Origin of the sequence: Synechococcus sp. 60AY4M2 (genome assembly GCF_002760375.1) — a bacterium.
Classification (GTDB): domain Bacteria; phylum Cyanobacteriota; class Cyanobacteriia; order Thermostichales; family Thermostichaceae; genus Thermostichus.
Window position 1 is genome coordinate 1,400,502 of the sequence record NZ_AUMZ01000001.1, and the last position, 19,722, is coordinate 1,420,223.

A 19,722-nucleotide genomic window follows, 5' to 3' on the forward strand; every position below is an offset into this window, starting at 1 on the left:
AGCCCGCTAGCCACTTTAGTCGCTTACCCATGATGGGGGTCGTTGATATAGTTTCATAGCTCAAACAACCTCTTCCTGACTTCTCCTACCAAGACCTTTTTCCTTCTCTTTGGCCAAAAAATAAGATAAACAACCGCTAGCCCCACACCATGGTTGTAGTGATTGTACCGTTGACTTTCCTCTCGCACTATCGCTTACTTAGGTTGGAACAAAGAACAAAAACAAGAATGCGGTTTAGGGAAGGTCAATAACCGAAACTTTGTTTTCATCCCAACAGGTCGGTTCAAGGAGAATTATGTCAGCATTATGGCATCGAGTTTATTGAGGTAGAGGTACAGCTCGCAGGCAAGCTTCCTAGATGGAGATGAGCTACCTAGTTATGGTGAAAAACCCGACGGGTGGAGACCCTCTGGAAGGCGTGTCAAGCGGGGCCTGTACCAAACGGCAAAGGGGTGGTTGGTCAACGCTGAGGCAAATGCTGCCGCCAACCTGCTTAAGAAAGTCAGCAGAACCTTGGGGCTTTGCCTTCAGGAACTGTCTAGAGGCGCTTTGACAACGCCGTTACGGGTTCTTTTGTGGACTGCGTAAGAATCCCCCGCCTTTAGGCGGTGGGAGTGTCAACGTTGCCCGTCTTCACCTCAGGCTTGAGGTTAGCTCCCCTACTGCCGCCCTTGCTGATTGCCTATGCAGCCTACGAGGAGGAGCTGAAAGGGTTCCGCGAAGACATCAGCTATGTCAAGGGAGCAACTGGCCTAGCCATCGCTATAGACGGTCGTGTGCGCTCGCTGGATCTCTTCGGAACGGCGCAGATTTGCAGCCGGTTGTGGTCCCGCCTGGTAGCCGGTCTGGCCATCGAGGCCCTGCGAGCAGCCCCCTCACGAGCCAAGGCCACCTCTGAGGATGTTCTCAAGTACTGGGCCAACATAACCCAATGGCCTTGGGAAGCGGTAACGACTGTGGGCGAAGGTCAGGAGTACCGGGCAGACTCGCAGCAAGGCGACCAAGGCTCAGCGCTGTTCTACGACGGGAAGCTAGTTTACCTGTCAGCAGTAGGGCCAGTCGTTGCTAATTCTTGAGAGATTGAGCTCAGGGGAGTCGGCCCTCACCCCCAGCCCCTCTCCCAGGGGGAGAGGGGAGCTAGAGATAGTGCTTCGCGCTGCCGGCGCCTTCGCGACAGCGTTGCGTAGCAATAACGACGTAGAGAAACGTTGCATCTATTTGAAATGACTATATCTGTCAAGTCATTACAAAGCCACTGCAGGGGATATACAGTCATTCTGGATGAGCTTAAGACTTTTCCCCCGCGCTTTACAGCAAAATAGGCGATTGTTCAACAAGGGATCCGCCCAAGCGCTCCACGCTGCCATTGCGACTACCCCCAGCCCCTCTCCCAGGGGGGAGAAGGGCCAGGCGGCACTGTTTGGGTTTTGGCGCGATAAAGAAGCTGAGTGCCTTTCTCTAACTCAGGGTGGCTACGGGCTGGGCTTCTACCAAAAGCTGCTGGGTTTGCAAGTCGAAGATAGTGGCCAACAGCCGCCGCGAGGCATCGACGGCAAATTCCACCTTGAGGCGATCTTCTCCTGCCCGACCTGGGGGCTGCAGGCGGGCCAGACAAGCCGGCTCAGCACCCAGGGATCGAAAATCGGTTTGTCGGGTAAGTTGGCGGCTGCTCATGCGCCCCAGCTCGTCATAGACCACCTCGGCCTGGGCCACCTGGGCCACTTCCCCCACATCGAGTCGAATTTCGGTCTGGCCATCGTTGGCCACCTGCAAGATCAAGGGCTCGGAGCGTCGGCAAGGGTAGGGGCTGCCCCGCTCGAAGAGGGGATAGTAGATGTAACTTTTTTGCCAGGGATCCCAGAGGCGGATGGCGTAGCTGTGGTGCAGGCGATCCTCGAGCTTGACCTGGCGGCCCACCTGCAGAGCGCCCAGGGCCACGGCGTCGAAGGGGCGCTCGCAGCGGACTTTCTTTTTGCCGAAGTAGGAGCGGAGCAGCTCTTGGACTGCCGGCAGTTGGGAGCTGCCTCCCACCAGGAGCACCTGCTCAATTTGGCTTTTGCCCACTCCCCTTGCCTGGGCGCTGAGCAGCACCTCGTCTAGGCACTGGCGGATCTGGTCGAGGAGCTGGTGGGTTTCTAAAATCTCCTCCAGCGCCTGCCGATTCAAGCGCAGCTCATAGGCAGTTAGAGTCTCGTCGTCGAACCAACTGCCCACAGCCTCCGGCTGGGCAGAAAGGGCGATCTTGAGCTGTTCTGCCTGCTCCAAAAGCGTCATCCAGCTCAGGGCCCCCAGCTGCTGCCGGCTCAGCCCCAGTTGCCCCAGCAGGTATTCGGCTATCCAGATGTCGATATCCACCCCGCCCACGTAGGCGTCGGCCTTGGCGATCACCTCTGCCTTGAGGACGGGGTTGCCCGGCTGGGGGGCAAGGGTGCGCACCAGGCTGAGATCCAGGGTGCCGCCGCCGAAATCCACCACCAGCACCACGGATCCCGGCTGGCCGACCGCATAGCCCAGGGCAGCGGCAGTGGCCTCGTCCACAATTTGAACGGGATCCCCGGCCACCCCCCGCAGCCAGTTCAAGTAGCGCTCAAAGGAGCCGACGGGAGCGGTAAACACCACCTGTTGCGGCTGCAGGTATTCTTGCTGGACGGCTTCCATCACCGCCTGCAAAAAAGCCTGAGCCACCCTCTCGGCGTCGTAGCGCTCCCCATCGAGAATCCGCGGTGGGGGGACAAACTCCGCCACCAGATCCCGCTTGAAGCCCTGAAACAGCCGCTGCGGCTCCACTGCCCCCCAACGCCCGGCCCGCACCGTTTCCCCCACCAAGAGCTGGCCTTTTCCCTTGACATAGACCAGGCTGGGAATGGCCGAGTAGCCCGGGCGGGAAAGGCCGGGAAAGCTGAGCAGGCGGGGCGCTTCTTGGACGGGATCCCAAACTGCCACCACAGTATTGCTGGTGCCGAAATCGATAGCCAGCGTTGCTTTGGGGACAGGTGCCATCAGCTCAATCCTCCGGGCAGCGAGCGGCTGACTTTGGCCGGGCAGAGGATGTAGTCTTTCCGGCGGTAGCCGACAAAGCGGATGTAGACGGGATCCCCTGGCCGAATGTCCGGCTGATCCGGCTGGTGCAGTTGCGGGTCGAAGGGGACGGACTCAAGAGGGCTGCCGATGGCTTCATACCCCCACTGCTGCAGCAGGGCATCCAGCGACCGGAAGAGGGCCGTCACGTTTTGGGCCGGCCAATCGGGCTTGCGCCGGGCAATCTCGCGGACGGTGGGGTAGCTGGTCAGCAGCGGCTGCAGCAGGGAAAAGATCGCTTCTGCAGTGTTCGAGCCCCTTGGACTAGGGTCGCCACCGCCAAGCAGGGATCCCAACTCCCACTCTAAAGCGGCAGCCAGCTTCTGCAGTTGCTCCAGGCGCAGGGATCCCCACTGCCCTTGGCGCACCTGATCGAGGGCGCGGCGGCTGATCCCCGCCCGGGCTTGCAGAGCCTGCCAAGAGGAGAGGCCAACGGCTTGCATCCGTTCCCGCAGCCAACTGTCCAGCGGTCTCTCGGCCATGGGGTTTTGCCAGGGATCCCTACGATCATGCCCCAACTTGGGCCTGGGTCAGGGATCCACAAAGCGCAGGGAGCGGGCTATGGCTTCCACGTCCCGGTCGTAGCGCTCGCGCCGGCTGGCCGGATAGACCAATTCAAAGCCAGCCTCTAGAGAGGGGCTGACGAGCTTTTTGAGGTAAAAAATCCGCTGGCCGTCTGGCTCGTAGCCGGAGACCACGAAAAAATCCCGACCGGCAACTTGATAGGTAACCCGGCGTCGGCTTTCCCGGCTGCGCTGCAGCTCCTCTTGCAGGGCGCTGGCGGGCGTTGCTTGAAGAATATTGTACCCACCCCAAACGCGCAGCTCGGCCCCCTCTTTGCCGATGAACACCTGGCCGTCGCCGCTGTCGGATTCCCCTTGGGGGACAAAATCAGCCGGATAGTCGAGGCGATAGCCAAAGCGGACATTGATGTAGGGCTGAAAGCCGGACTGGGCCAGCACCAAAAGAGCGGGTGAGGCCAGGGCCGGGATCCCTTCCCCCCCAAGGAGACCGGCGAGCAGACAGGCTAGGCAAGCAGCAGACTTCATGGTTTTGGTTTCCTCGGATCTGCGGCCATTCTAGGCTCCCTTGTCCTAACCTGCTGCTGGCAAAGGGATCCCTCACCCCCAGCCCCTCTCCCACAGGGAGAGGGGAGTAAGGAAGGGTTTCCAGCTTGTTGATTTGAGGTCGATTAAGTCTGCCGGTTGCTATCGGGGCTTTGCCCGGAGCGTAGCAGTTCAATTTTTTCTCTAGCTCGCTGGATGGCGGCGCAGTTGTCCACCGCTGCCCAGGTGGAGGCCAGAAAAAGTCCAGGGAGAGAAACTTCTCCTTCTTCATCGCTAAACAACACGCCGACAAAAATACACCACCCCAAAAAGATCATTAGCGCTTTCCATCGCCGCGTATAAATGTAGGCCGCAAAAGCCAGCAATAACGACAAAAAGACTGCCGCTCCCTGAGACTTTTGAGAAAGGGCATAGGTGCGGCGCAGCTCTTCGTCCCTGCGCTTTTGATCTTCTTGCTGGAGCAACTCTTGCAGATGCTTGTCCATAAAGGCCGCCCCCAAAATCGGACGGCCTGATCGTAAAAATCCTTGGAAGCCCCCTGTTCAAAGGTGATTTCGGCGGGATCCCACCATCCAGGGCGGCAAATAAGATAGCTTGGACAGTGGCCTTCCCGAGTTTCCATCTTCTGTAGAATAGGGAAACTTGTCTCCTATTGCCGGCTGTCAAGCCCGCGCCAATCCATTTGCCATGACCTCAACTCCTCTTGCTGCCCCTGCCACCTGGGATCCCCTTGACCCGCAGGTGCGTCCGGATCCTCGGGGCCGGTTTGGGCCCTTTGGGGGCCGTTTTGTGCCGGAAACCCTGATGAGCGCCCTGACGGAGCTGGAGGAAGCCTTTGAGCAGCATTGGCGGGATCCCGACTTTCGCGCCGAGTTTCACAGCCTACTGCGGGACTTTGTCGGGCGGCCCAGTCCCCTCTACTTTGCCCAGCGGCTGACCGAGCACTACGGCGGCCCCCAGATCTACCTGAAGCGGGAGGATCTCAACCACACCGGTGCCCACAAGATCAACAACGCCCTTGGCCAAGTGCTGCTGGCGGTGCGCATGGGCAAGCGAAGGATCATTGCCGAGACTGGCGCTGGCCAGCATGGGGTGGCCACGGCAACGGTGTGCGCCCGCTTTGGCCTGGAATGCGTCATCTACATGGGGGCGCTGGACATGGAGCGGCAGGCCCCCAACGTGCAGCGGATGCGCCTGTTGGGCGCTGAGGTGCGGGGGGTGGAATCCGGCACGGCCACCCTCAAAGATGCCCTCTCCGAGGCCATCCGCGACTGGGTAACCAACGTGGAGACCACCCACTACGTCATTGGCACGGTGGCCGGGCCCCACCCCTACCCGAAGCTGGTGCGGACCTTTCACGATGTCATCGGCCAGGAGACGCGGCAGCAGTGCCAAGAGAAATGGGGAGGACTGCCGGACGTGCTGCTGGCCTGTGTGGGCGGCGGCTCCAATGCCCTGGGGTTGTTCAACGAGTTTGTTCAGGATCCCCAAGTGCGGCTTATCGGCATCGAGGCTGCCGGGGAGGGCTTGCACACCTCCCGCCACGCTGCTACTCTTAGCCGCGGTCGCATTGGGGTCTTGCACGGGGCCATGAGCTACCTGCTGCAAGATGAAGAAGGCCAGGTGCAGGAGGCCCATTCCATCAGCGCTGGCTTGGATTACCCCGGTGTGGGGCCGGAGCACAGCTACTTAAAGGAGATTGGGCGGGCTGAGTACTACGCCGTTACCGACGACGAGGCGGTGGAGGCGCTGCTATTGCTGTCGCGCCTGGAGGGGATCATCCCCGCCCTGGAGACGGCCCACGCCCTGGCCTACCTGAAGACCCTAGCCCCCCAGCTTGGCCCCCAGCAGCGGGTGGTGGTCAACTGCTCCGGGCGGGGCGACAAGGATCTGAACACCGTTTTCAAGTACTTGCAGAAGCGGGGGCATAGCCTAGCCTAGAGTTGGGTTGGCAAGATCCTCAGCTCGTGTCCACCTTTGCCATTCGATCGCTCAGCCTGCTGGCCTTGTTTCTGGGGGCAGGGCTAGGGCTGCTGGCCGGATCCCGGCCAGAGGTTTCTGGGCGCGTTGGCGGGATCCCGTCCCCGGCCACGAGTTCCCCGGCAGGCGCCTTGCCCCGCAACGGCGGGACGGAGGGGATCCCTGCTCCCGTCCAGCCGCAACCCTTGCCCAAGACGCTGCCGGCCCTGGCGCGGCAGGCCATCGCCCACTACTTCGCCACTGGCCAGGTGCTGCCTGCTCCAGAAGAGATCCCGCCCCACTGGCGGCGCCCGGCGGGAGTTTTTGTTACGGTGACCAGGGAGGGACGGCCCCGCGGCTGTTGGGGCAGCTTGGATCCCGGCGGCGAGGATCTGGCCAGGGCCACCATCCGGGCGGCGGTGGGGGCTGTTACTCGCGACTGGCGCTATCGGCCCCTGCAACCCGGCGAGCTGGAGTCGGCTTCTATTCAGGTGGCCATCGTGCGACGGGTGGTGCCCATCCCCTCTCTGGAGCAGGTGGATCCCACCCGCATGGGCCTGTTCATTCGCGCGGGGACACGGGGGGCGGTGTTGCTGCCCGGAGAGGCTCTGACGACGGCCTGGCAGCTCTCCACCGCCAAGCAATTGGCCGGGATCCCTGCCGATCAGCCGGTGGAGCTGTTTCGCGTGGAGGCGGAGCTGTTGCATGAGTTCTGAGGCAGAGCGGTGGCTGGCCGCCGTGGTGGGCAACACCCACGTGCGCTGGGGCTGGTTTGCTGGCGAGAGCTTGGTGAAGGTGGAGCAGTTTCCCGCCCACCAACCCCTATCCTGGCCAGAAGAGACGGAGCTGTGGCTAGCTGCCGTTGGCTCTGCCCCTTTGCCGCCCCGATCCCCCTGGGTGCATTGCCTTGAGCTCTCCCAGGTGCCGCTGCGGGATCCCTATCCCGGGCTGGGGCTGGATCGGGCACTGGCTCTGTGGGCCGCCGGGATCCGCTACGGCTGGCCCTGCTTGGTCATCGACGCCGGCACCGCCTTGACCCTGACGGGAGCTGACGCCGAGGGATCCCTGGTGGGAGGAGCGATCCTGCCCGGCCTGGGGTTGCAGGCGCAGGCGCTGGCCGACCACACCGCCCGGCTGCCCAAAGTGGAGTGGGATCCCGGCGCTCCCATACCCCCCCGCTGGGCCAGGGACACTGGGGCCGCCATCCGCAGCGGCATTCTTCATACCCTGCTGGCCGGCTTGCGGGATTTTCTGGCCGACTGGCGCCGCCGCTTTCCCCAAGGCCCGCTGCTAGTAACCGGCGGCGATGGCGAGCTACTCTACCCCCACCTGCGGCCCCTTGACGCAGAGCTGCGCTGGGATCCCCACCTGGTGTTGCGGGGGATTGCCGGCTGCCGTCAGTTGCACCGCGTCGTCCGCAAGCCTTCTGGTGCAGAATAGAAGACAGTCTCTCCCAGCCGCCTGCGAGCGGGCAGCTTCTTGCTCAGGGATCCCATGGCCAACGGCAACTCCTTCGGCGTCTTGTTTTGCGTCACCACCTACGGCGAGTCCCACGGGGGGGCGGTGGGGGTGGTGGTGGACGGCTGCCCGCCGCGGCTGCCCTTGAGCGAGGCCGACATCCAGGCGGAGCTGGATCGGCGCCGTCCCGGCCAGAGCCACATCACCACGCCGCGCCAGGAGGCGGATCGCTGCCAGATCCTCTCCGGGGTTTTCCAAGGCTTTACCCTCGGCACCCCCATCCACATCCTGGTGCGCAACCAGGACGCCCGCCCCCAGGATTACAGCGAGATGGCCACCACCTTCCGCCCTTCCCATGCCGATGCCACCTACCAGGCCAAGTACGGCATCCGCAACTGGCAGGGGGGAGGGCGGGCCTCGGCGCGGGAGACCATTGGCCGGGTGGCCGCCGGGGCCATCGCCAAGAAGATCCTGCGCCTGGCAGCAGGGGTAGAGATCCTGGCCTATGTGCAGCGGGTCCAAGACGTAGAGGCCCAGGTGGATCCCAGCTCCGTGACGGCGGAGCAGGTGGAAGCCAACATCGTCCGCTGCCCCGATCCAGCCGCGGCGGCGGCGATGATTGAAAAAATTGAAGCAGCGGCGCGGGAAGGAGATTCTCTCGGGGGAGTGGTGGAATGTGTGGCCCGCAATGTGCCCCGCGGGCTGGGCTGCCCGGTGTTCGACAAATTGGAGGCCGACCTGGCCAAGGCGGTGATGTCGCTGCCGGCCAGCAAGGGGTTTGAGATCGGTTCGGGGTTTGCCGGCACCTACCTGACGGGCAAGCAGCACAACGACGAGTTCTACATGACCCCCAGCGGCTGGCGCACCCGCAGCAACCGCTCCGGCGGCATCCAGGGGGGCATCAGCAACGGGGAAGACATCGTCCTGCGGGTGGCCTTCAAGCCCACCGCCACCATTCGCCAGCCCCAAAGCACCGTCACCCTCGACGGGCAGGAGACGGTTTTGGCGGCGCGGGGGCGCCACGATCCCTGCGTGCTGCCGCGGGCGGTGCCGATGGTGGAGGCGATGGTGGCTTTGGTGCTCTGTGACCATCTGCTGCGCCACCACGCCCAGTGCCGATCCCTGGCCTTGCCAGAGGTGCCCATTCCCGCCGTTCCCCTGCCCCACAGCTAGCGGCAGCCGGTCGGAGTCCTTGTATCCTAAGAAAGAGGCGGGATCCCTGTTCATGGCCAAGGCCAAAACCGTCTGGGAGTGCAGCCAGTGCGGCGAGCGCTACCCCAAGTTTTTGGGCCGCTGCGACAACTGTGGCGCCTGGAACACGCTGACGGAGGTGGTCGTCGCCCCCTCTTCTAAGTCTGGGCCACCGCAGCGGCTCGTTCCCCAGCGCAGCCGCGGCAACGGGATGCCCCTGTCGGCCCTTCCCCTCTCCCAAGTCTCCTCGGAGAGCCACCCCCGCCTCTCCTCTGGCTCCGGCGAGTTCGACCGGGTGTTGGGAGGTGGCATCGTGCCGGGATCCCTGGTGTTGATCGGCGGCGATCCAGGCATTGGCAAGAGCACCCTGCTGCTGCAGACTGCTGCGCATCTCGCCAAGCGGGGGCCCATCTTGTACGTGTCGGGGGAGGAATCGGCCCAGCAGATCAAGCTGCGCGCCGCTCGCATTAGCGGGACGGAGTCCTTGCGGCTGGGGATAGAAAGCGAGCAGCTCTACCTATTGGCGGAAACCGACCTGGAGGCCATTGTGGCCGAGATCCAGGCCCTACAGCCCCAGGTGGCGATCATCGACAGCATCCAGGCCATCTTCTGGGGGCAGCTCAGCTCGGCGCCGGGATCCGTTTCCCAGGTGCGGGAATGCGCCGGCCTCTTGATGCGAGTGGCCAAAAAACTGGGGGTGGCCCTGCTCATCGTTGGCCATGTTACCAAAGATGGATCCCTGGCCGGGCCCAAGGTGCTGGAGCACCTGGTGGACACCGTCTTGTACTTTGAGGGGGATCGCTTTCAGAGCCACCGCCTGCTGCGCGCCGTCAAAAACCGCTTTGGGGCGGCCCAGGAAATCGGCGTTTTCGAGATGACCGCCTCTGGCTTGGTGGAGGTGGACAATCCCTCGCAGCTTTTTTTGAGCAGCCGGGATCAGGCCACGCCGGGAACGGCCACCATCGTCGCCTGTGAGGGCACCCGCCCCTTGGTGGTGGACGTGCAGGCCCTGGTCAGCCCCACCAGCTACAGCTCCCCCCGCCGCACCGCCACCGGCATCGAGCTCAACCGCTTTTTGCAGATCTTGGCGGTGCTGGAAAAACGGGTGGGGATCCCGCTTTCCAAATACGACGCCTACATTGCCTCCGCCGGCGGCATCCAGGTGGCCGAGCCAGCTGCCGACTTGGGGGTGGCGGTGGCCGTGGCCGCCAGCTTCCGAGATCGCCAGGTGGATCCCTTTACGGTCTTGATCGGCGAGGTGGGCCTGGGGGGACAGGTGCGCCCGGTGGCGCAGTTGGAGCAGCGCCTCAAGGAAGCCGCCAAGCTGGGGTTCCGCCACGCCATCATCCCCAACAGCCCCGTTTTGGCCGACTCTGGCCTGCGCTTGAGCCGGGTGCAGCGGGTGTTGGAAGCTCTGCTGGTGGCTCTGCCCAGCTCCGAGCCTGGCCAGTGAGAAGGGATCCCCAACTTGCCCAGTTGGGCGGTCGAGCTCCGCCAAGAACCAAGCTACGGGAAAATGTCATAGAATAAAGGTTTGTGCGACAACAGCAACCGGATCCCGGCCCGGATGGGCACACTATCCTACAGACCCTGGCGCAAGAGACTGACCTAAGGATCGACCTATGGCGTTGGTAGCCCTGTTTCTTTTCGTGGTGTACCTGATCGTCTCCAGCTTGAACGCCCAGGCGGAGCGCTAGCTGCTTTCCAAAAGGGATCCGGCCAAAGCTGAGGAGGTCGGGCAGGATTTTTTGTCTCTTGCCCCGCTCCAGGAGGCAGGCCCTCGGCCCAGGGTTGGGCTTCTATCTCTGGTGTGGATTGGAGAAGCTCTCTGGTCGCCTTTTTCCCCAAAACCTTTGCTACCCTCGAGATGGTTCGATATCGGCTCGATTGACCAACAACCGAGCAGTCGCTAGCAGCGGCCCTGCAAAGGATCCCGGCATCATGGTTTCTGCACCTTCTAGCCCCCTCAAGCCCTCGACGCCGGCAGCGGAGTTTCCACCGCCGCCCCCACCCGATATCAGTGACCTGGTGATCGAGGACGACCAGCCTGTGGACAGCATCTACTCGGAGAAGCTGCAGCGCCTGCTCACGAGCGCCCTCTACGCCTCCTTTCAGCCCAGAGCCAAAGACAGCGGCGAGCCGATCCCCTTCCTGGCCACGGCCAACGTCGGCCTGTTCTACGCCCTCAAGCAGCCGCCGCTCGTGCCCGATGTCATGCTCAGCCTGGAGGTAGCTCCCCCCGCCAGCTTCGAGCGCAAGGAAGATCGCACCTACTTTGTCTGGGAGATGGGCAAGCCTCCCGACGTGGTCATTGAGATTGTCTCCAACCGCGAGGGAGAAGAGCTGGGCCGCAAACTCAGGGACTACGCCCGCGCCGGCGTGGGCTACTACGGGGTTTACGATCCTTTGCGGCAACTGCGGGAGCTGCAGGGATCCCCACTGGTTCTTTTTCAGCGGCGGGGGGGAGAGTTGGTTCCCTTCGATTCCACCTGGCTGGAGGAGATTGGCCTGGGCTTGACCCTCTGGCAGGGATCCTTCGAGGGCGTCAACACGGAATGGCTGCGCTGGTGTGACCGAGAGGGCCAAGTTTTACCCACCGGCGACGAAAAGGCCGCCCTAGAGCAGCAGCGGGCCGAGAGAGAACGCCAACGGGCTGAAAGAGAACGCCAACGGGCCGAAAGACTTTTGGAGCTGCTGCGTTCCCACGGGATCGCGCCGCCGGAAGCGTAAAAAAGGATCCCGTCCGTCCCTGAAATCCTCTATCCCTTTTACCCCTATGTCCACTCTCCCCAGCAGCAGCGAAGCTGCCCAACGGGCCGCCCGCCTGGAAAAGGCCCGCCACCTGCAGGAGCAAGGGATCCTGCCCTACGCCTATTCTTTCCCGGTTACCCACTTGGCTGCCGAGTTGCAGGCGCAATTTGCCGATCTCGAGCCCGGCGCCGAGCGGGAGGATGTGCAGGTGGCGGTGGCCGGGCGGATCCGGGCGCGGCGGGTCATGGGCAAACTGGCCTTCTTTACCCTGCAGGATCGCTCTGGCACCATCCAGCTCTACCTGGAAAAGCAACGGCTGACGCAGCACATGGGGGAGCTGGCCTTCAAGAACCTGGACAAGCTGCTTGACGTGGGCGATTGGCTGGGGGCCAAGGGCTGTCTCAAGCGCACCGAGAAAGGGGAGCTGTCGGTGCGGGTGGACGAGTACCAGGTGCTGACCAAGGCCCTGCTGCCCCTGCCCGATAAGTGGCACGGCCTACGGGATGTGGAGAAACGCTACCGCCAGCGCTACGTTGACCTCATCGTCAACCCCGAGGTCAAGCAAACCTTGCTCGACCGGGCCAAGATCGTCCGCTCCCTGCGGCAGACCCTGGAGGAGCGGGGCTTTGTGGAGATCGAGACGCCGGTGCTGCAGGTGATCCCCGGCGGGGCGGAGGCGCGTCCCTTCATCACCCACCACAACGCCCTGGATCTAGATCTCTACTTGCGCATTGCCACCGAGCTGCACCTGAAGCGGCTGGTGGTGGGCGGGATCGAGCGGGTGTACGAAATTGGGCGAGTCTTTCGCAACGAGGGCATCTCCACCCGCCACAACCCGGAGTTTACCTCGCTGGAGGCCTACCAAGCCTTTGCCGACTACCACACGATGATGGAGCTGACCGAAGCCCTGGTCTGCAACGCCGCCCTGGCAGTGCGGGGATCCCTGCAAATTACTTACCAAGGGGAGACCATTGACCTCACCCCACCCTGGCGGCGGGTAACGATCCAGGAGTTGGTGGAGGAGGCCACCGGCATCTTCATCGACGTGGAAAAGGGATCCACCGCCGAGCTCTTGCCCGCCCTGGCCCAGCAGGGGATCCCCGATCTCTCCCCCCACGACTCCCCTGGCAAGCTGTTGGTCAAAGCCTTCGAGCACTGCTGCGAGAGCCGCCTGCGCCAGCCGACCTTTGTTCTCGACTATCCCCTGGAGGTGTGTCCGCTCACCAAGCCCCACCGCAGCAAGCCGGGGTTGGCGGAGCGCTTCGAGCTGTTTATCGTCGGGCGGGAGACGGCCAACGCCTACTCGGAGCTGACCGACCCGGTGGATCAGCGGCAGCGGCTGGAGGCCCAGGCGGCCCTGAAGGCAGCCGGAGACGAAGAGGCCCACTTTTTGGACGAAGACTTCCTCACTGCCCTGGAGTACGGCCTTCCCCCCACCGGTGGCCTGGGCATCGGCATCGACCGTCTGGCGATGCTGCTGTGCGACGCTGCCAGCATCCGCGATGTCATCGCCTTCCCCCTGCTGCGACCGGAGACGGGAGAAAGCCCCTGAATAGGGGCCTAGGCCACAAGGGCATGGTTTAGGGGAGTTACATCATCCCCGCACCGCCGGAGCGGCTCGCTCCTGTTTTCGTCTTGGGTTCGGGCTTTTCCACCACAATGGCTTCGGTGGTGAGGTACATGGCGGCGATGGAAGCGGCATTCTGCAGCGCCGAGCGTACGACCTTGGCCGGATCCACGATCCCCTGAGCAAACATGTCCACATAGGTGCCCGTCAGGGCATCAAAGCCAAAGGGCATCTCCTTCTCCAGAACCTTTTCCACCACCACCGACCCCTCCAGGCCAGCGTTGTGGGCAATCTGATAGAGCGGCGCCTGCAAAGCCCGGCAGACAATGTCCGCCCCCACCTGCTCTTCTGCGTTCAAGTTGGCCTTGAAGGCCGGGATCCCTTTGGAAAGATGCAGCAACGTTGCCCCGCCACCGGGGACGATCCCTTCCTCCACTGCCGCCCGCGTGGCGTTGAGGGCATCTTCAATGCGCAGCTTGCGGTCTTTAAGCTCCGTTTCAGTGGCAGCTCCCACCTTGATCACCGCCACCCCACCGGCCAGCTTGGCGATCCGCTCCTGCAGCTTCTCGCGGTCGTACTCGGAATCGGTGGTCTCCAGTTGCTTGCGGATCTGGGCCACCCGTTTCTCCACCGCCGCCTTGGTGCTGCCGTCGGTCACAATGGTGGTCTTGTCTTTGGTAACGGTAATCTTGCGGGCCACCCCCATCATGTCCAGGGTGACGTTCTCCAGCTTGATGCCGATATCCTCGGAGATGAGCTGCCCACCGGTGAGGATGGCAATGTCCTCCAACATGGCCTTGCGCCGATCCCCAAAAGCCGGCGCCTTCACCGCCACCGCGTTCAACACCCCCCGCAGCTTGTTGACCACCAAAGTGGCCAGGGCTTCTCCCTCCACATCCTCGGCAATCACCAGCAGCGGCCGTCCCTCTCGCGCTACCCGCTCCAGAACAGGCACCAGATCCTGAAGATTGGAGAGCTTATTACTGGTGATGAGCAGATAGGCATTTTCGTATTCGGCCACCATCCGCTCCGTATCGGTGACGAAATAGGGGGAAATGTAGCCGCGGTCGAACTGCATCCCTTCGACAACTTCCAATTGGGTTTCCAAGGACTTGGACTCTTCGACCGTAATCACCCCATCTCGCCCCACGGCATCCATGGCCCTGGCGATCATCTCCCCCACTTCCGGGTCGTTGCCGGCAGAGATGGTAGCTACCTCGGCGATGTTCTTGCGGCCTTCCACAGGCTTAGCTTGAGCGGCAATTTGCTCCACCAGGTAGGCAGTGGTCTTCTCGATGCCGCGCCGCAAAGCTACAGGGTTGGCTCCTGCCGAAATATTCTTCAACCCCTCCTGCACCATGCTCTGGGCCAAAATGGTGGCTGTGGTGGTGCCGTCTCCGGCCACGTCGTTGGTCTTGGTGGCCACTTCCCGCATCAGCTGGGCACCGGTGTTCTCCAAAGGATCCGCCAATTCAATTTCCTTGGCAATGGTGACCCCGTCGTTGACGATCTGGGGGGCGCCGAACTTTTTCTCCAGAAGGACGTTGCGCCCTTTCGGGCCAATGGTAACCTTAACTGCATCCGCCAGTTGATTGATGCCCTGCTCCAATGCCTTGCGGGCCTCTTCCCTAAACAGAATCTGTTTTGCCATAGAATCCCCGATCCTCTTAGTTTCAACTGGGCCGCTTAGCGCTGCCAGGCGGAGTGGGATCCCAGAAGGGCCCCGGCGATCCATTGGCTTGGCCGAGCCCAAAGTTAGCACTCTGAAATCCCGAGTGCTAATCTAGCCCAAAAGCAGGATCCCCATCAAGATGGGTTGGGTTTGGAGTCGCGGCCTCGGCGGGGAGGGGAGAGCTAGGCGTTGCCGCCGATGAGGATGTCGGGGAACTGGGCTTGGGCTTCGCTGATGGGGCGCTCGCGTCCGCCGTTTTGCCAGTAGTTGATCAGTTCAGTGGCTTGGTTGAGTAGAGTGATGCGATCTTCCTCGCTGATCCAAGTTTTGCTCTCCAGCTCGGCTTTGAGCTGTTCCCAGGCGTCATCCCGCGGCCAGAAAAAGTAGCGGGTGAGGGGGCTGCGGTTTTTGGCCACCACCTGATCCACGGCGATGGCCAAATCGTTTTCCAGCCAGAGGGCTTTCAGGGCAAATTTCGGCAAGGCTCTTTTCTCCTTTGCAGGACTCGACAGATCACACACTGGCCCGGCCTGAGCCGGGCAACCTTCTATTCTGACATAAGTCTTGCTACCTCAGTGGATAGGCCAGCTCAGCCCTGTTTAGGTCTTGGGGCAAAAGCGCTTAGATCGCACAGGGCTGTTTCCCCTTTCAGCACCAAATCCCTCAGGATGGCGGCGCTAATCGGGGCCAGCAACACTCCATTGCGGTAGTGGCCGGTGGCAACCAAAAGATTGACATAGCCGGGAGCCGGCCCCAGAATGGGGGCGCGCTGCCCCAGCGGTCGGGGTCGATGGCCGGCCCAGTGCTCCAGCAGGGTGGCTTCGGCTAGGGCCGGGCAGATGCCGATGGCGTGGGCCAGCAGATCCTGTAAGGCCAGCAGCGTCGGCTGGGGATGGGGGGCCTGAAACTCCACGGTTGCCCCCACCCACAGGGATCCATCCCCCAGGGGGACCAGATGCAGATCCTCGTCGCTGACCACCGGCCCCAGGGGGATCCCCGCCGCTTTGACCCGCAGAGCCTGGCCTTTGACCGCCTGCAGAGGGATCCGCAAGCCCAGCTCCTCGGCCAGAGGGGAGCTGTCCAGGCCGGCAGCGAGAACGACATGGCCTGCCGAGAAGGCGAAGGCTGGCGTATAAACTGCCTGTAGGCGAAAGGGAGGATCCGGGCTGCGCTGCATCTTCTGAACCGGCTGATGGAAGAAGAAGCGGCAGCCTCTGCGTTGGGCTGCTTCCACAAGCGCCTGCGTAAGGAGGCGGGGTTGGATCTGCCGATCTTGGGGAGAGTAGAGGGCTCCCCCCAGGTCGCTGCGCAAACCTGGCTGCAGGGATCCCACTTCGCCAGGGCTGAGAAACTCCAGGCGGTAACCTGCTTGCCGGCGAGCCGCCAGGGTTGCTTGCCAAGCGTCCACTTCCTCCTCCCGGAGGAGCTTGAGGATGCCGTGCCGATTGACGGGCAAAGTCCGACCCAAGTCGGCTTCCAGCCGCGCAATCAGGGGATCGAACTGCTCCAGGCTTTTCAGGCGCAACTGCACCACCTCCCCATCTGGCTGGCGGCTGCAGATCCCCATCAACACCCCCAACGAGGCCCCGGTGGCGCCTGAGGCCGGATCCCTGGCGTCGATCCCAACCACCGATAGCCCTGCTGTGGCCAATTCGTAGGCGATGGCACAGCCCACCACCCCACAGCCGATCACCAAAACGTCGCAGTTCAAGGTTCCTCCTCAAAGAGAGCCCTTTTGCCGTGATACCCCATTCTGCGGGCGGGATCCCTTCTGGAGAGCGGCCAGCTTTGCCGCCCTTGTCCTCTGCGGCAAAAAGTAGGGGAAACGGCGAAGATGTCGACATCCCCGACTGCCTTTGCCCATGGATACTGAACTGCTGCTGCCCGATGTCGCTGATCTGGTCACTGAGGACGATACCCCGGCGGATAACTTTGCCTCTGAAAAGCAACAGCGCCTCCTGACTGGCTCGCTCTACAGCTCTCTGCCCCACAAAACCTTCCTGGCAGCAGCCAATGTCGGGATCTACACAACCCCCAGTCGCCCCCCGATTGTGTCGGATGTTTTTCTCAGCCTGGATGTCACGGTGCCGGAACAATGGTGGGAGAAGCAGAACCGGTGCTATCTGCTCTGGCAATTTGACAAGCCGCCGGATGTGGTGATCGAGATTGTCTCCAACCGCGAAGGCGACGAGCTAGGTGGCAAGTTCAGCCGCTACGAGCAGATGCGGGTCAGCTACTACGTGGTTTTTGATCCCAACCACGAGCTGGGATCCGAGGAGCTGCGCCTTTTTGAGCTGCGGGGCCGCCACTATGCGGAAATGACCGAGACCTGGCTGGAACAGGTGGAGCTGGGCCTGAGGCTGTGGGACGGAGTTTTCGAGGGGAAACAAGCCCGCTGGCTGCGCTGGTGCGATGCCAAAGGGCAGTTGCTTTTGACGGGAGATGAGCGGGCCGAGCTGGAACGCCAACGAGCCGAACAGGAACGCCAGCGGGCCGAGCGTCTGGCAGCAAGGTTGCGGGCTTTGGGCGAGGATCCGGATCTGGAGAGGTGACGTACTCCCGCACTTATGCTGACGCATAGAGTGCAGGCTTCCCAGTGACTCCTGCCCAATGGCAGGACATTTCCTGAGCTTGAAGAACGGGACGCCCCACCGCTCTGGATTTGATGACCCTCGCCGAGTTGTGATCCCTACCAATCCTCAACCCACAGTGCGGACAATCGTGCCACCGCTCATGCAGCTCTTTGGGCACCTCACGACCACACCCCGAGCACCCTTGACTGCTGCCGCGGGGATCCCCTGCAATCGTCAACAGCCCAGCTCTTTCAGCCTTGGCTGCCAAAATTTGCAGGAACTCACCCCACCCAGCATCATCAACAGATTTGGCTAGTCTGCTTCTAGCCAGACCCCTAATAGTAAGCGCCTCATGAGCAATGTGCTTCCCCTTACTTAACAACTTCTTTGCCATCTTGTAGTGAAAATCTTTGCGCTGGTTGGCTACTTTGTAAAACCGTCGGGCAAAGGGCGGTGTTGGACCAGCTTGACCGGCCCAACCTTGGGCAGATGGATAAACTGCCCTCGAATGCAGTCCTGCTTCATCTGAGGGAAGGTGAAGGAGCGATACCGCCCTACTCCCTTAAACCTAGGCCTGCCTGCCCGCTTGCCGTTACAGTCACCTTTTAGCCATCGCTCAAAGGCCCTTTGTACCCGCTGTAGGCAGTCTTGGAGCACCTGGGAATGAATCGCTTGGTATTCGGGGAAGAGAGCCTTTGTGTTTACCAAGTCTCGTTTGTGGGAGTCGAAATCGGGCTTGTCTTTCAACTCAGGCAGATGGCAGACCGTCAACGGGCAAGCATGGCTGTCACAGCGATTCTGCTCCCACCAGCGGAAGCGCTCCGCCAGGCGATAGTTGTACTGCCTACGCAGCAGCTCCAGCCACTCACCCATCAGGGCGACTTGGCTAGCAGTAGGGCGCAAGCGGTACTGGTAAGCGGTTCTCATGATGAATGCATTGTACCTGTTGAACGCTCCCGCCTCTCATCCCGACTCTGACCGGCCCGCCCCCCCTATATCCCCCCGTATACGGGGGGACTGGGGGGCTGGGGGACTGGGATATAGGGGGGTACAGAGCGGGGCTTCCAGGACTACGTCCCGCTAGCGCGAACGGCGGATTAGCTAAAACTTGGCGCAACGTTTTCCCGGCGTCTCCCCTCGCCGCATCCCACCCTAGGTGAAGGTCTTCGGAAAACCTGTCTCCAAAGTCCTTAGGGATCCCCCCCTTTCCCCTACACTCAAGAGGGAGCTACCCTTAAGTTGGGAAATCGTCCAGATGGGCTATCGCCGCCGCGATTGGTTGGCCTACTGGCTGCTCAAGTGGCTGGTGGTCAACCCTTTATTTCGGGGACTGTATTTTGGCCGCACCTATGGCCAGGAAAACGTGCCGCGCCACGGATCCCTGATCATCGTCAGCAACCACGCCAGCCACTTGGATCCGCCGCTGGTGGCCAATGCGGTGCGCCGCCCGGTAGCCTTCATGGCCAAAGAAGAGCTGTTCCAGGTGCCGGTGCTGAAGCAGGTGATCCGGCTCTACGGGGCTTACCCGGTCAAAAGGGGAGGTGCGGATCGCAGCGCCTTGCGGGCCACAGAGGCAGCCCTGGCCCAGGGCTGGGCGGTAGGGATCTTTCTCAACGGCACCCGCACCCCCGATGGCCGCATCCCCCAGCCTCACCTGGGGGCAGCCTTGGTGGCAGCGCGCACCCAGACACCCTTGCTCCCCGTAGCCCTCTGGGGCACCGAGAAGGTGCTGCCCAAGGGATCCCGCTGGCCGCGCTTGTTTTGCCCCATCACGGTGCGCATCGGCAGGCTGATCCCCCCGCCGGCTTCCAGCGACAAAGCTGAGCTGCAGCAGGCAACCGCGGCCTGCGTGGAGGCCATCCATGCCCTCCTGGATCAGGGGCGCTGAGGGGCAATCAGAGTATCTTGAGCAACCAGATACTCGGCCACCGGCTTTCCCCCCAAGATGTGCTCTTGCAGCACCCGCTCTATCACCGGCGGCGTGGCCGAGTGGTACCAGAACCCGCCGGGGTACACCAACAACACCGGCCCAGGAACACCGTAGTTGCAGGCCCGCAGACAATTGGCCTTGGTGCGGTTGACGCGCAGAGGGCCCACGCCCGCCAGCTCCAGGTTCAACTGCTGGATCCGCAGCCTCAGGTATTCCCAGGCTTCCAGCCCCACCGCCTTTTCACAGCACTTGGGCTTGGTCTGGTCGGCGCAGAGGAACAGATGCCAATGGTAAGACGGAATCGGATCCGGCTGAGGTTCTGCAGATGGGCTTGCCGGCGTGGGAAGGGGAGCGGAAAGCTGGGTCATGTGAGGATCCGTGTCTGATACATTTACGCTGAACACTGCTGAGCATTACTGCTCAGCGGTGAAGCGATAGCATTCTGTCCGTTTCCGTTGTCACTACGCGATGCTGAC

At 62.3% G+C, this 19,722-nt stretch carries 20 protein-coding genes and 1 pseudogene; 10 read left to right on the forward strand and 11 right to left on the reverse strand.

Features of this window, described 5'->3' with window-relative positions:
* Window positions 1-56: 56 nt before the first annotated feature.
* Window positions 57-188 (reverse strand): annotated as a pseudogene (locus SYN60AY4M2_RS06130) (IS200/IS605 family transposase); the annotation flags it as partial.
* A 435-nt stretch (window positions 189-623) separates the two neighbouring features.
* Here SYN60AY4M2_RS06130 and SYN60AY4M2_RS06140 point away from each other — a divergent pair.
* The gene (locus tag SYN60AY4M2_RS06140; protein WP_099812519.1) at window positions 624-1,076 is read left to right on the forward strand and encodes a DUF6569 family protein; all 453 of its coding nucleotides are present in this window, start codon (window positions 624-626) and stop codon (window positions 1,074-1,076) included.
* 382 nt (window positions 1,077-1,458) lie between these two features.
* Here SYN60AY4M2_RS06140 and SYN60AY4M2_RS06145 read toward each other — a convergent pair whose 3' ends face one another.
* The 4 genes from SYN60AY4M2_RS06145 to SYN60AY4M2_RS06160 all read right to left on the reverse strand — a co-directional run bounded on the left by SYN60AY4M2_RS06145 (window position 1,459) and on the right by SYN60AY4M2_RS06160 (window position 4,630).
* A complete protein-coding gene (locus SYN60AY4M2_RS06145) occupies window positions 1,459-3,000 on the reverse strand; it encodes an Hsp70 family protein (protein ID WP_099812520.1) in 1,542 nt (513 codons plus the stop codon).
* Window positions 3,000-3,560 carry a helix-turn-helix domain-containing protein gene (locus tag SYN60AY4M2_RS06150; RefSeq protein WP_071813492.1) on the reverse strand — a complete coding sequence of 187 codons (561 nt, stop codon included), beginning with the start codon at window positions 3,558-3,560 and terminating at the stop codon, window positions 3,000-3,002. The genes SYN60AY4M2_RS06145 and SYN60AY4M2_RS06150 overlap by 1 nt, the downstream gene beginning before the upstream one ends.
* 48 nt (window positions 3,561-3,608) lie before the next feature.
* Window positions 3,609-4,127 carry a hypothetical protein gene (locus tag SYN60AY4M2_RS06155; RefSeq protein WP_099812521.1) on the reverse strand — a complete coding sequence of 173 codons (519 nt, stop codon included), beginning with the start codon at window positions 4,125-4,127 and terminating at the stop codon, window positions 3,609-3,611.
* A gap of 143 nt (window positions 4,128-4,270) precedes the next feature.
* Window positions 4,271-4,630: a hypothetical protein gene (locus SYN60AY4M2_RS06160; protein ID WP_011429249.1), complete on the reverse strand. Its 360-nt coding sequence runs from the start codon at window positions 4,628-4,630 to the stop codon at window positions 4,271-4,273.
* Between the two features lie 202 nt (window positions 4,631-4,832).
* Here SYN60AY4M2_RS06160 and trpB point away from each other — a divergent pair, with 202 nt between their 5' ends.
* From trpB to lysS, 7 genes are all read left to right on the forward strand, one after another.
* The gene (trpB, locus tag SYN60AY4M2_RS06165; RefSeq protein ID WP_099813265.1) at window positions 4,833-6,086 is read left to right on the forward strand and encodes a tryptophan synthase subunit beta; all 1,254 of its coding nucleotides are present in this window, start codon (window positions 4,833-4,835) and stop codon (window positions 6,084-6,086) included.
* A gap of 26 nt (window positions 6,087-6,112) precedes the next feature.
* The gene (locus tag SYN60AY4M2_RS06170) at window positions 6,113-6,820 is read left to right on the forward strand and encodes an AMMECR1 domain-containing protein (protein ID WP_228375405.1); all 708 of its coding nucleotides are present in this window, start codon (window positions 6,113-6,115) and stop codon (window positions 6,818-6,820) included.
* Window positions 6,810-7,544: a pantothenate kinase gene (locus SYN60AY4M2_RS06175; protein WP_099812522.1), complete on the forward strand. Its 735-nt coding sequence runs from the start codon at window positions 6,810-6,812 to the stop codon at window positions 7,542-7,544. Before SYN60AY4M2_RS06170 ends, SYN60AY4M2_RS06175 begins: the two co-directional genes overlap by 11 nt.
* 54 nt (window positions 7,545-7,598) lie before the next feature.
* Entirely contained in the window at window positions 7,599-8,735 is a 1,137-nt protein-coding gene (gene aroC / locus SYN60AY4M2_RS06180) for a chorismate synthase (RefSeq protein ID WP_011429245.1), read from the forward strand.
* A 52-nt stretch (window positions 8,736-8,787) separates the two neighbouring features.
* Window positions 8,788-10,206, forward strand: coding sequence for a DNA repair protein RadA (radA, locus tag SYN60AY4M2_RS06185; protein WP_011429244.1), 1,419 nt, complete (start codon window positions 8,788-8,790; stop codon window positions 10,204-10,206).
* Window positions 10,207-10,694: 488 nt separating this feature from the next.
* Entirely contained in the window at window positions 10,695-11,483 is a 789-nt protein-coding gene (locus SYN60AY4M2_RS06190) for a Uma2 family endonuclease (protein WP_240527750.1), read from the forward strand.
* Window positions 11,484-11,529: 46 nt separating this feature from the next.
* Entirely contained in the window at window positions 11,530-13,056 is a 1,527-nt protein-coding gene (lysS, locus tag SYN60AY4M2_RS06195; RefSeq protein ID WP_011429242.1) for a lysine--tRNA ligase, read from the forward strand.
* A gap of 37 nt (window positions 13,057-13,093) precedes the next feature.
* On the opposite strand, the gene groL is transcribed toward lysS, so the two are convergent.
* The 3 genes from groL to SYN60AY4M2_RS06210 all read right to left on the reverse strand — a co-directional run bounded on the left by groL (window position 13,094) and on the right by SYN60AY4M2_RS06210 (window position 16,454).
* Window positions 13,094-14,722: a chaperonin GroEL gene (gene groL / locus SYN60AY4M2_RS06200; RefSeq protein WP_011429241.1), complete on the reverse strand. Its 1,629-nt coding sequence runs from the start codon at window positions 14,720-14,722 to the stop codon at window positions 13,094-13,096.
* A gap of 203 nt (window positions 14,723-14,925) precedes the next feature.
* Window positions 14,926-15,264, reverse strand: coding sequence for a 30S ribosomal protein PSRP-3 (locus SYN60AY4M2_RS06205; protein WP_346426047.1), 339 nt, complete (start codon window positions 15,262-15,264; stop codon window positions 14,926-14,928).
* A gap of 68 nt (window positions 15,265-15,332) precedes the next feature.
* Window positions 15,333-16,454: an FAD-dependent oxidoreductase gene (locus SYN60AY4M2_RS06210; RefSeq protein WP_071813491.1), complete on the reverse strand. Its 1,122-nt coding sequence runs from the start codon at window positions 16,452-16,454 to the stop codon at window positions 15,333-15,335.
* A 151-nt stretch (window positions 16,455-16,605) separates the two neighbouring features.
* Here SYN60AY4M2_RS06210 and SYN60AY4M2_RS06215 point away from each other — a divergent pair, with 151 nt between their 5' ends.
* Window positions 16,606-17,295: a Uma2 family endonuclease gene (locus tag SYN60AY4M2_RS06215; protein WP_011429238.1), complete on the forward strand. Its 690-nt coding sequence runs from the start codon at window positions 16,606-16,608 to the stop codon at window positions 17,293-17,295.
* A gap of 13 nt (window positions 17,296-17,308) precedes the next feature.
* Here SYN60AY4M2_RS06215 and SYN60AY4M2_RS14400 read toward each other — a convergent pair whose 3' ends face one another.
* Together SYN60AY4M2_RS14400 and SYN60AY4M2_RS14405 are read right to left on the reverse strand one after the other, a co-directional pair.
* Complete coding sequence (locus tag SYN60AY4M2_RS14400) at window positions 17,309-17,710, reverse strand: transposase (protein WP_240527751.1); 402 nt, start codon at window positions 17,708-17,710, stop codon at window positions 17,309-17,311.
* Window positions 17,711-17,739: 29 nt separating this feature from the next.
* On the reverse strand, window positions 17,740-18,243 hold the full coding sequence (locus SYN60AY4M2_RS14405; protein WP_240527752.1) for a helix-turn-helix domain-containing protein: 504 nt from the start codon (window positions 18,241-18,243) through the stop codon (window positions 17,740-17,742).
* 328 nt (window positions 18,244-18,571) lie between these two features.
* Between SYN60AY4M2_RS14405 and SYN60AY4M2_RS06225 the strand changes: the two genes are divergently transcribed.
* Window positions 18,572-19,204, forward strand: coding sequence for a lysophospholipid acyltransferase family protein (locus SYN60AY4M2_RS06225; RefSeq protein ID WP_011429237.1), 633 nt, complete (start codon window positions 18,572-18,574; stop codon window positions 19,202-19,204).
* Here the strand turns inward: SYN60AY4M2_RS06225 and SYN60AY4M2_RS06230 are convergent.
* Window positions 19,192-19,614, reverse strand: coding sequence for a ferredoxin (locus tag SYN60AY4M2_RS06230; protein ID WP_011429236.1), 423 nt, complete (start codon window positions 19,612-19,614; stop codon window positions 19,192-19,194). The genes SYN60AY4M2_RS06225 and SYN60AY4M2_RS06230 overlap by 13 nt on opposite strands.
* Window positions 19,615-19,722: the final 108 nt, after the last annotated feature.

Excerpts from the sequence above, each read along its gene's own strand:
- SYN60AY4M2_RS06145 (WP_099812520.1), bottom strand. The coding sequence starts at position 3,000 with ATGGCACCTGTCCCCAAAGCAACGCTGGCTATCGATTTCGGCACCAGC.
- SYN60AY4M2_RS06150 (WP_071813492.1), bottom strand. The coding sequence starts at position 3,560 with ATGGCCGAGAGACCGCTGGACAGTTGGCTGCGGGAACGGATGCAAGCC.
- SYN60AY4M2_RS06155 (WP_099812521.1), bottom strand. The coding sequence starts at position 4,127 with ATGAAGTCTGCTGCTTGCCTAGCCTGTCTGCTCGCCGGTCTCCTTGGG.
- SYN60AY4M2_RS06160 (WP_011429249.1), bottom strand. The coding sequence starts at position 4,630 with ATGGACAAGCATCTGCAAGAGTTGCTCCAGCAAGAAGATCAAAAGCGC.
- trpB (WP_099813265.1), top strand. The coding sequence starts at position 4,833 with ATGACCTCAACTCCTCTTGCTGCCCCTGCCACCTGGGATCCCCTTGAC.
- SYN60AY4M2_RS06175 (WP_099812522.1), top strand. The coding sequence starts at position 6,810 with ATGAGTTCTGAGGCAGAGCGGTGGCTGGCCGCCGTGGTGGGCAACACC.
- aroC (WP_011429245.1), top strand. The coding sequence starts at position 7,599 with ATGGCCAACGGCAACTCCTTCGGCGTCTTGTTTTGCGTCACCACCTAC.
- radA (WP_011429244.1), top strand. The coding sequence starts at position 8,788 with ATGGCCAAGGCCAAAACCGTCTGGGAGTGCAGCCAGTGCGGCGAGCGC.
- SYN60AY4M2_RS06190 (WP_240527750.1), top strand. The coding sequence starts at position 10,695 with ATGGTTTCTGCACCTTCTAGCCCCCTCAAGCCCTCGACGCCGGCAGCG.
- lysS (WP_011429242.1), top strand. The coding sequence starts at position 11,530 with ATGTCCACTCTCCCCAGCAGCAGCGAAGCTGCCCAACGGGCCGCCCGC.
- groL (WP_011429241.1), bottom strand. The coding sequence starts at position 14,722 with ATGGCAAAACAGATTCTGTTTAGGGAAGAGGCCCGCAAGGCATTGGAG.
- SYN60AY4M2_RS06215 (WP_011429238.1), top strand. The coding sequence starts at position 16,606 with ATGGATACTGAACTGCTGCTGCCCGATGTCGCTGATCTGGTCACTGAG.
- SYN60AY4M2_RS14400 (WP_240527751.1), bottom strand. The coding sequence starts at position 17,710 with ATGGCAAAGAAGTTGTTAAGTAAGGGGAAGCACATTGCTCATGAGGCG.
- SYN60AY4M2_RS14405 (WP_240527752.1), bottom strand. The coding sequence starts at position 18,243 with ATGAGAACCGCTTACCAGTACCGCTTGCGCCCTACTGCTAGCCAAGTC.
- SYN60AY4M2_RS06225 (WP_011429237.1), top strand. The coding sequence starts at position 18,572 with ATGGGCTATCGCCGCCGCGATTGGTTGGCCTACTGGCTGCTCAAGTGG.
- SYN60AY4M2_RS06230 (WP_011429236.1), bottom strand. The coding sequence starts at position 19,614 with ATGACCCAGCTTTCCGCTCCCCTTCCCACGCCGGCAAGCCCATCTGCA.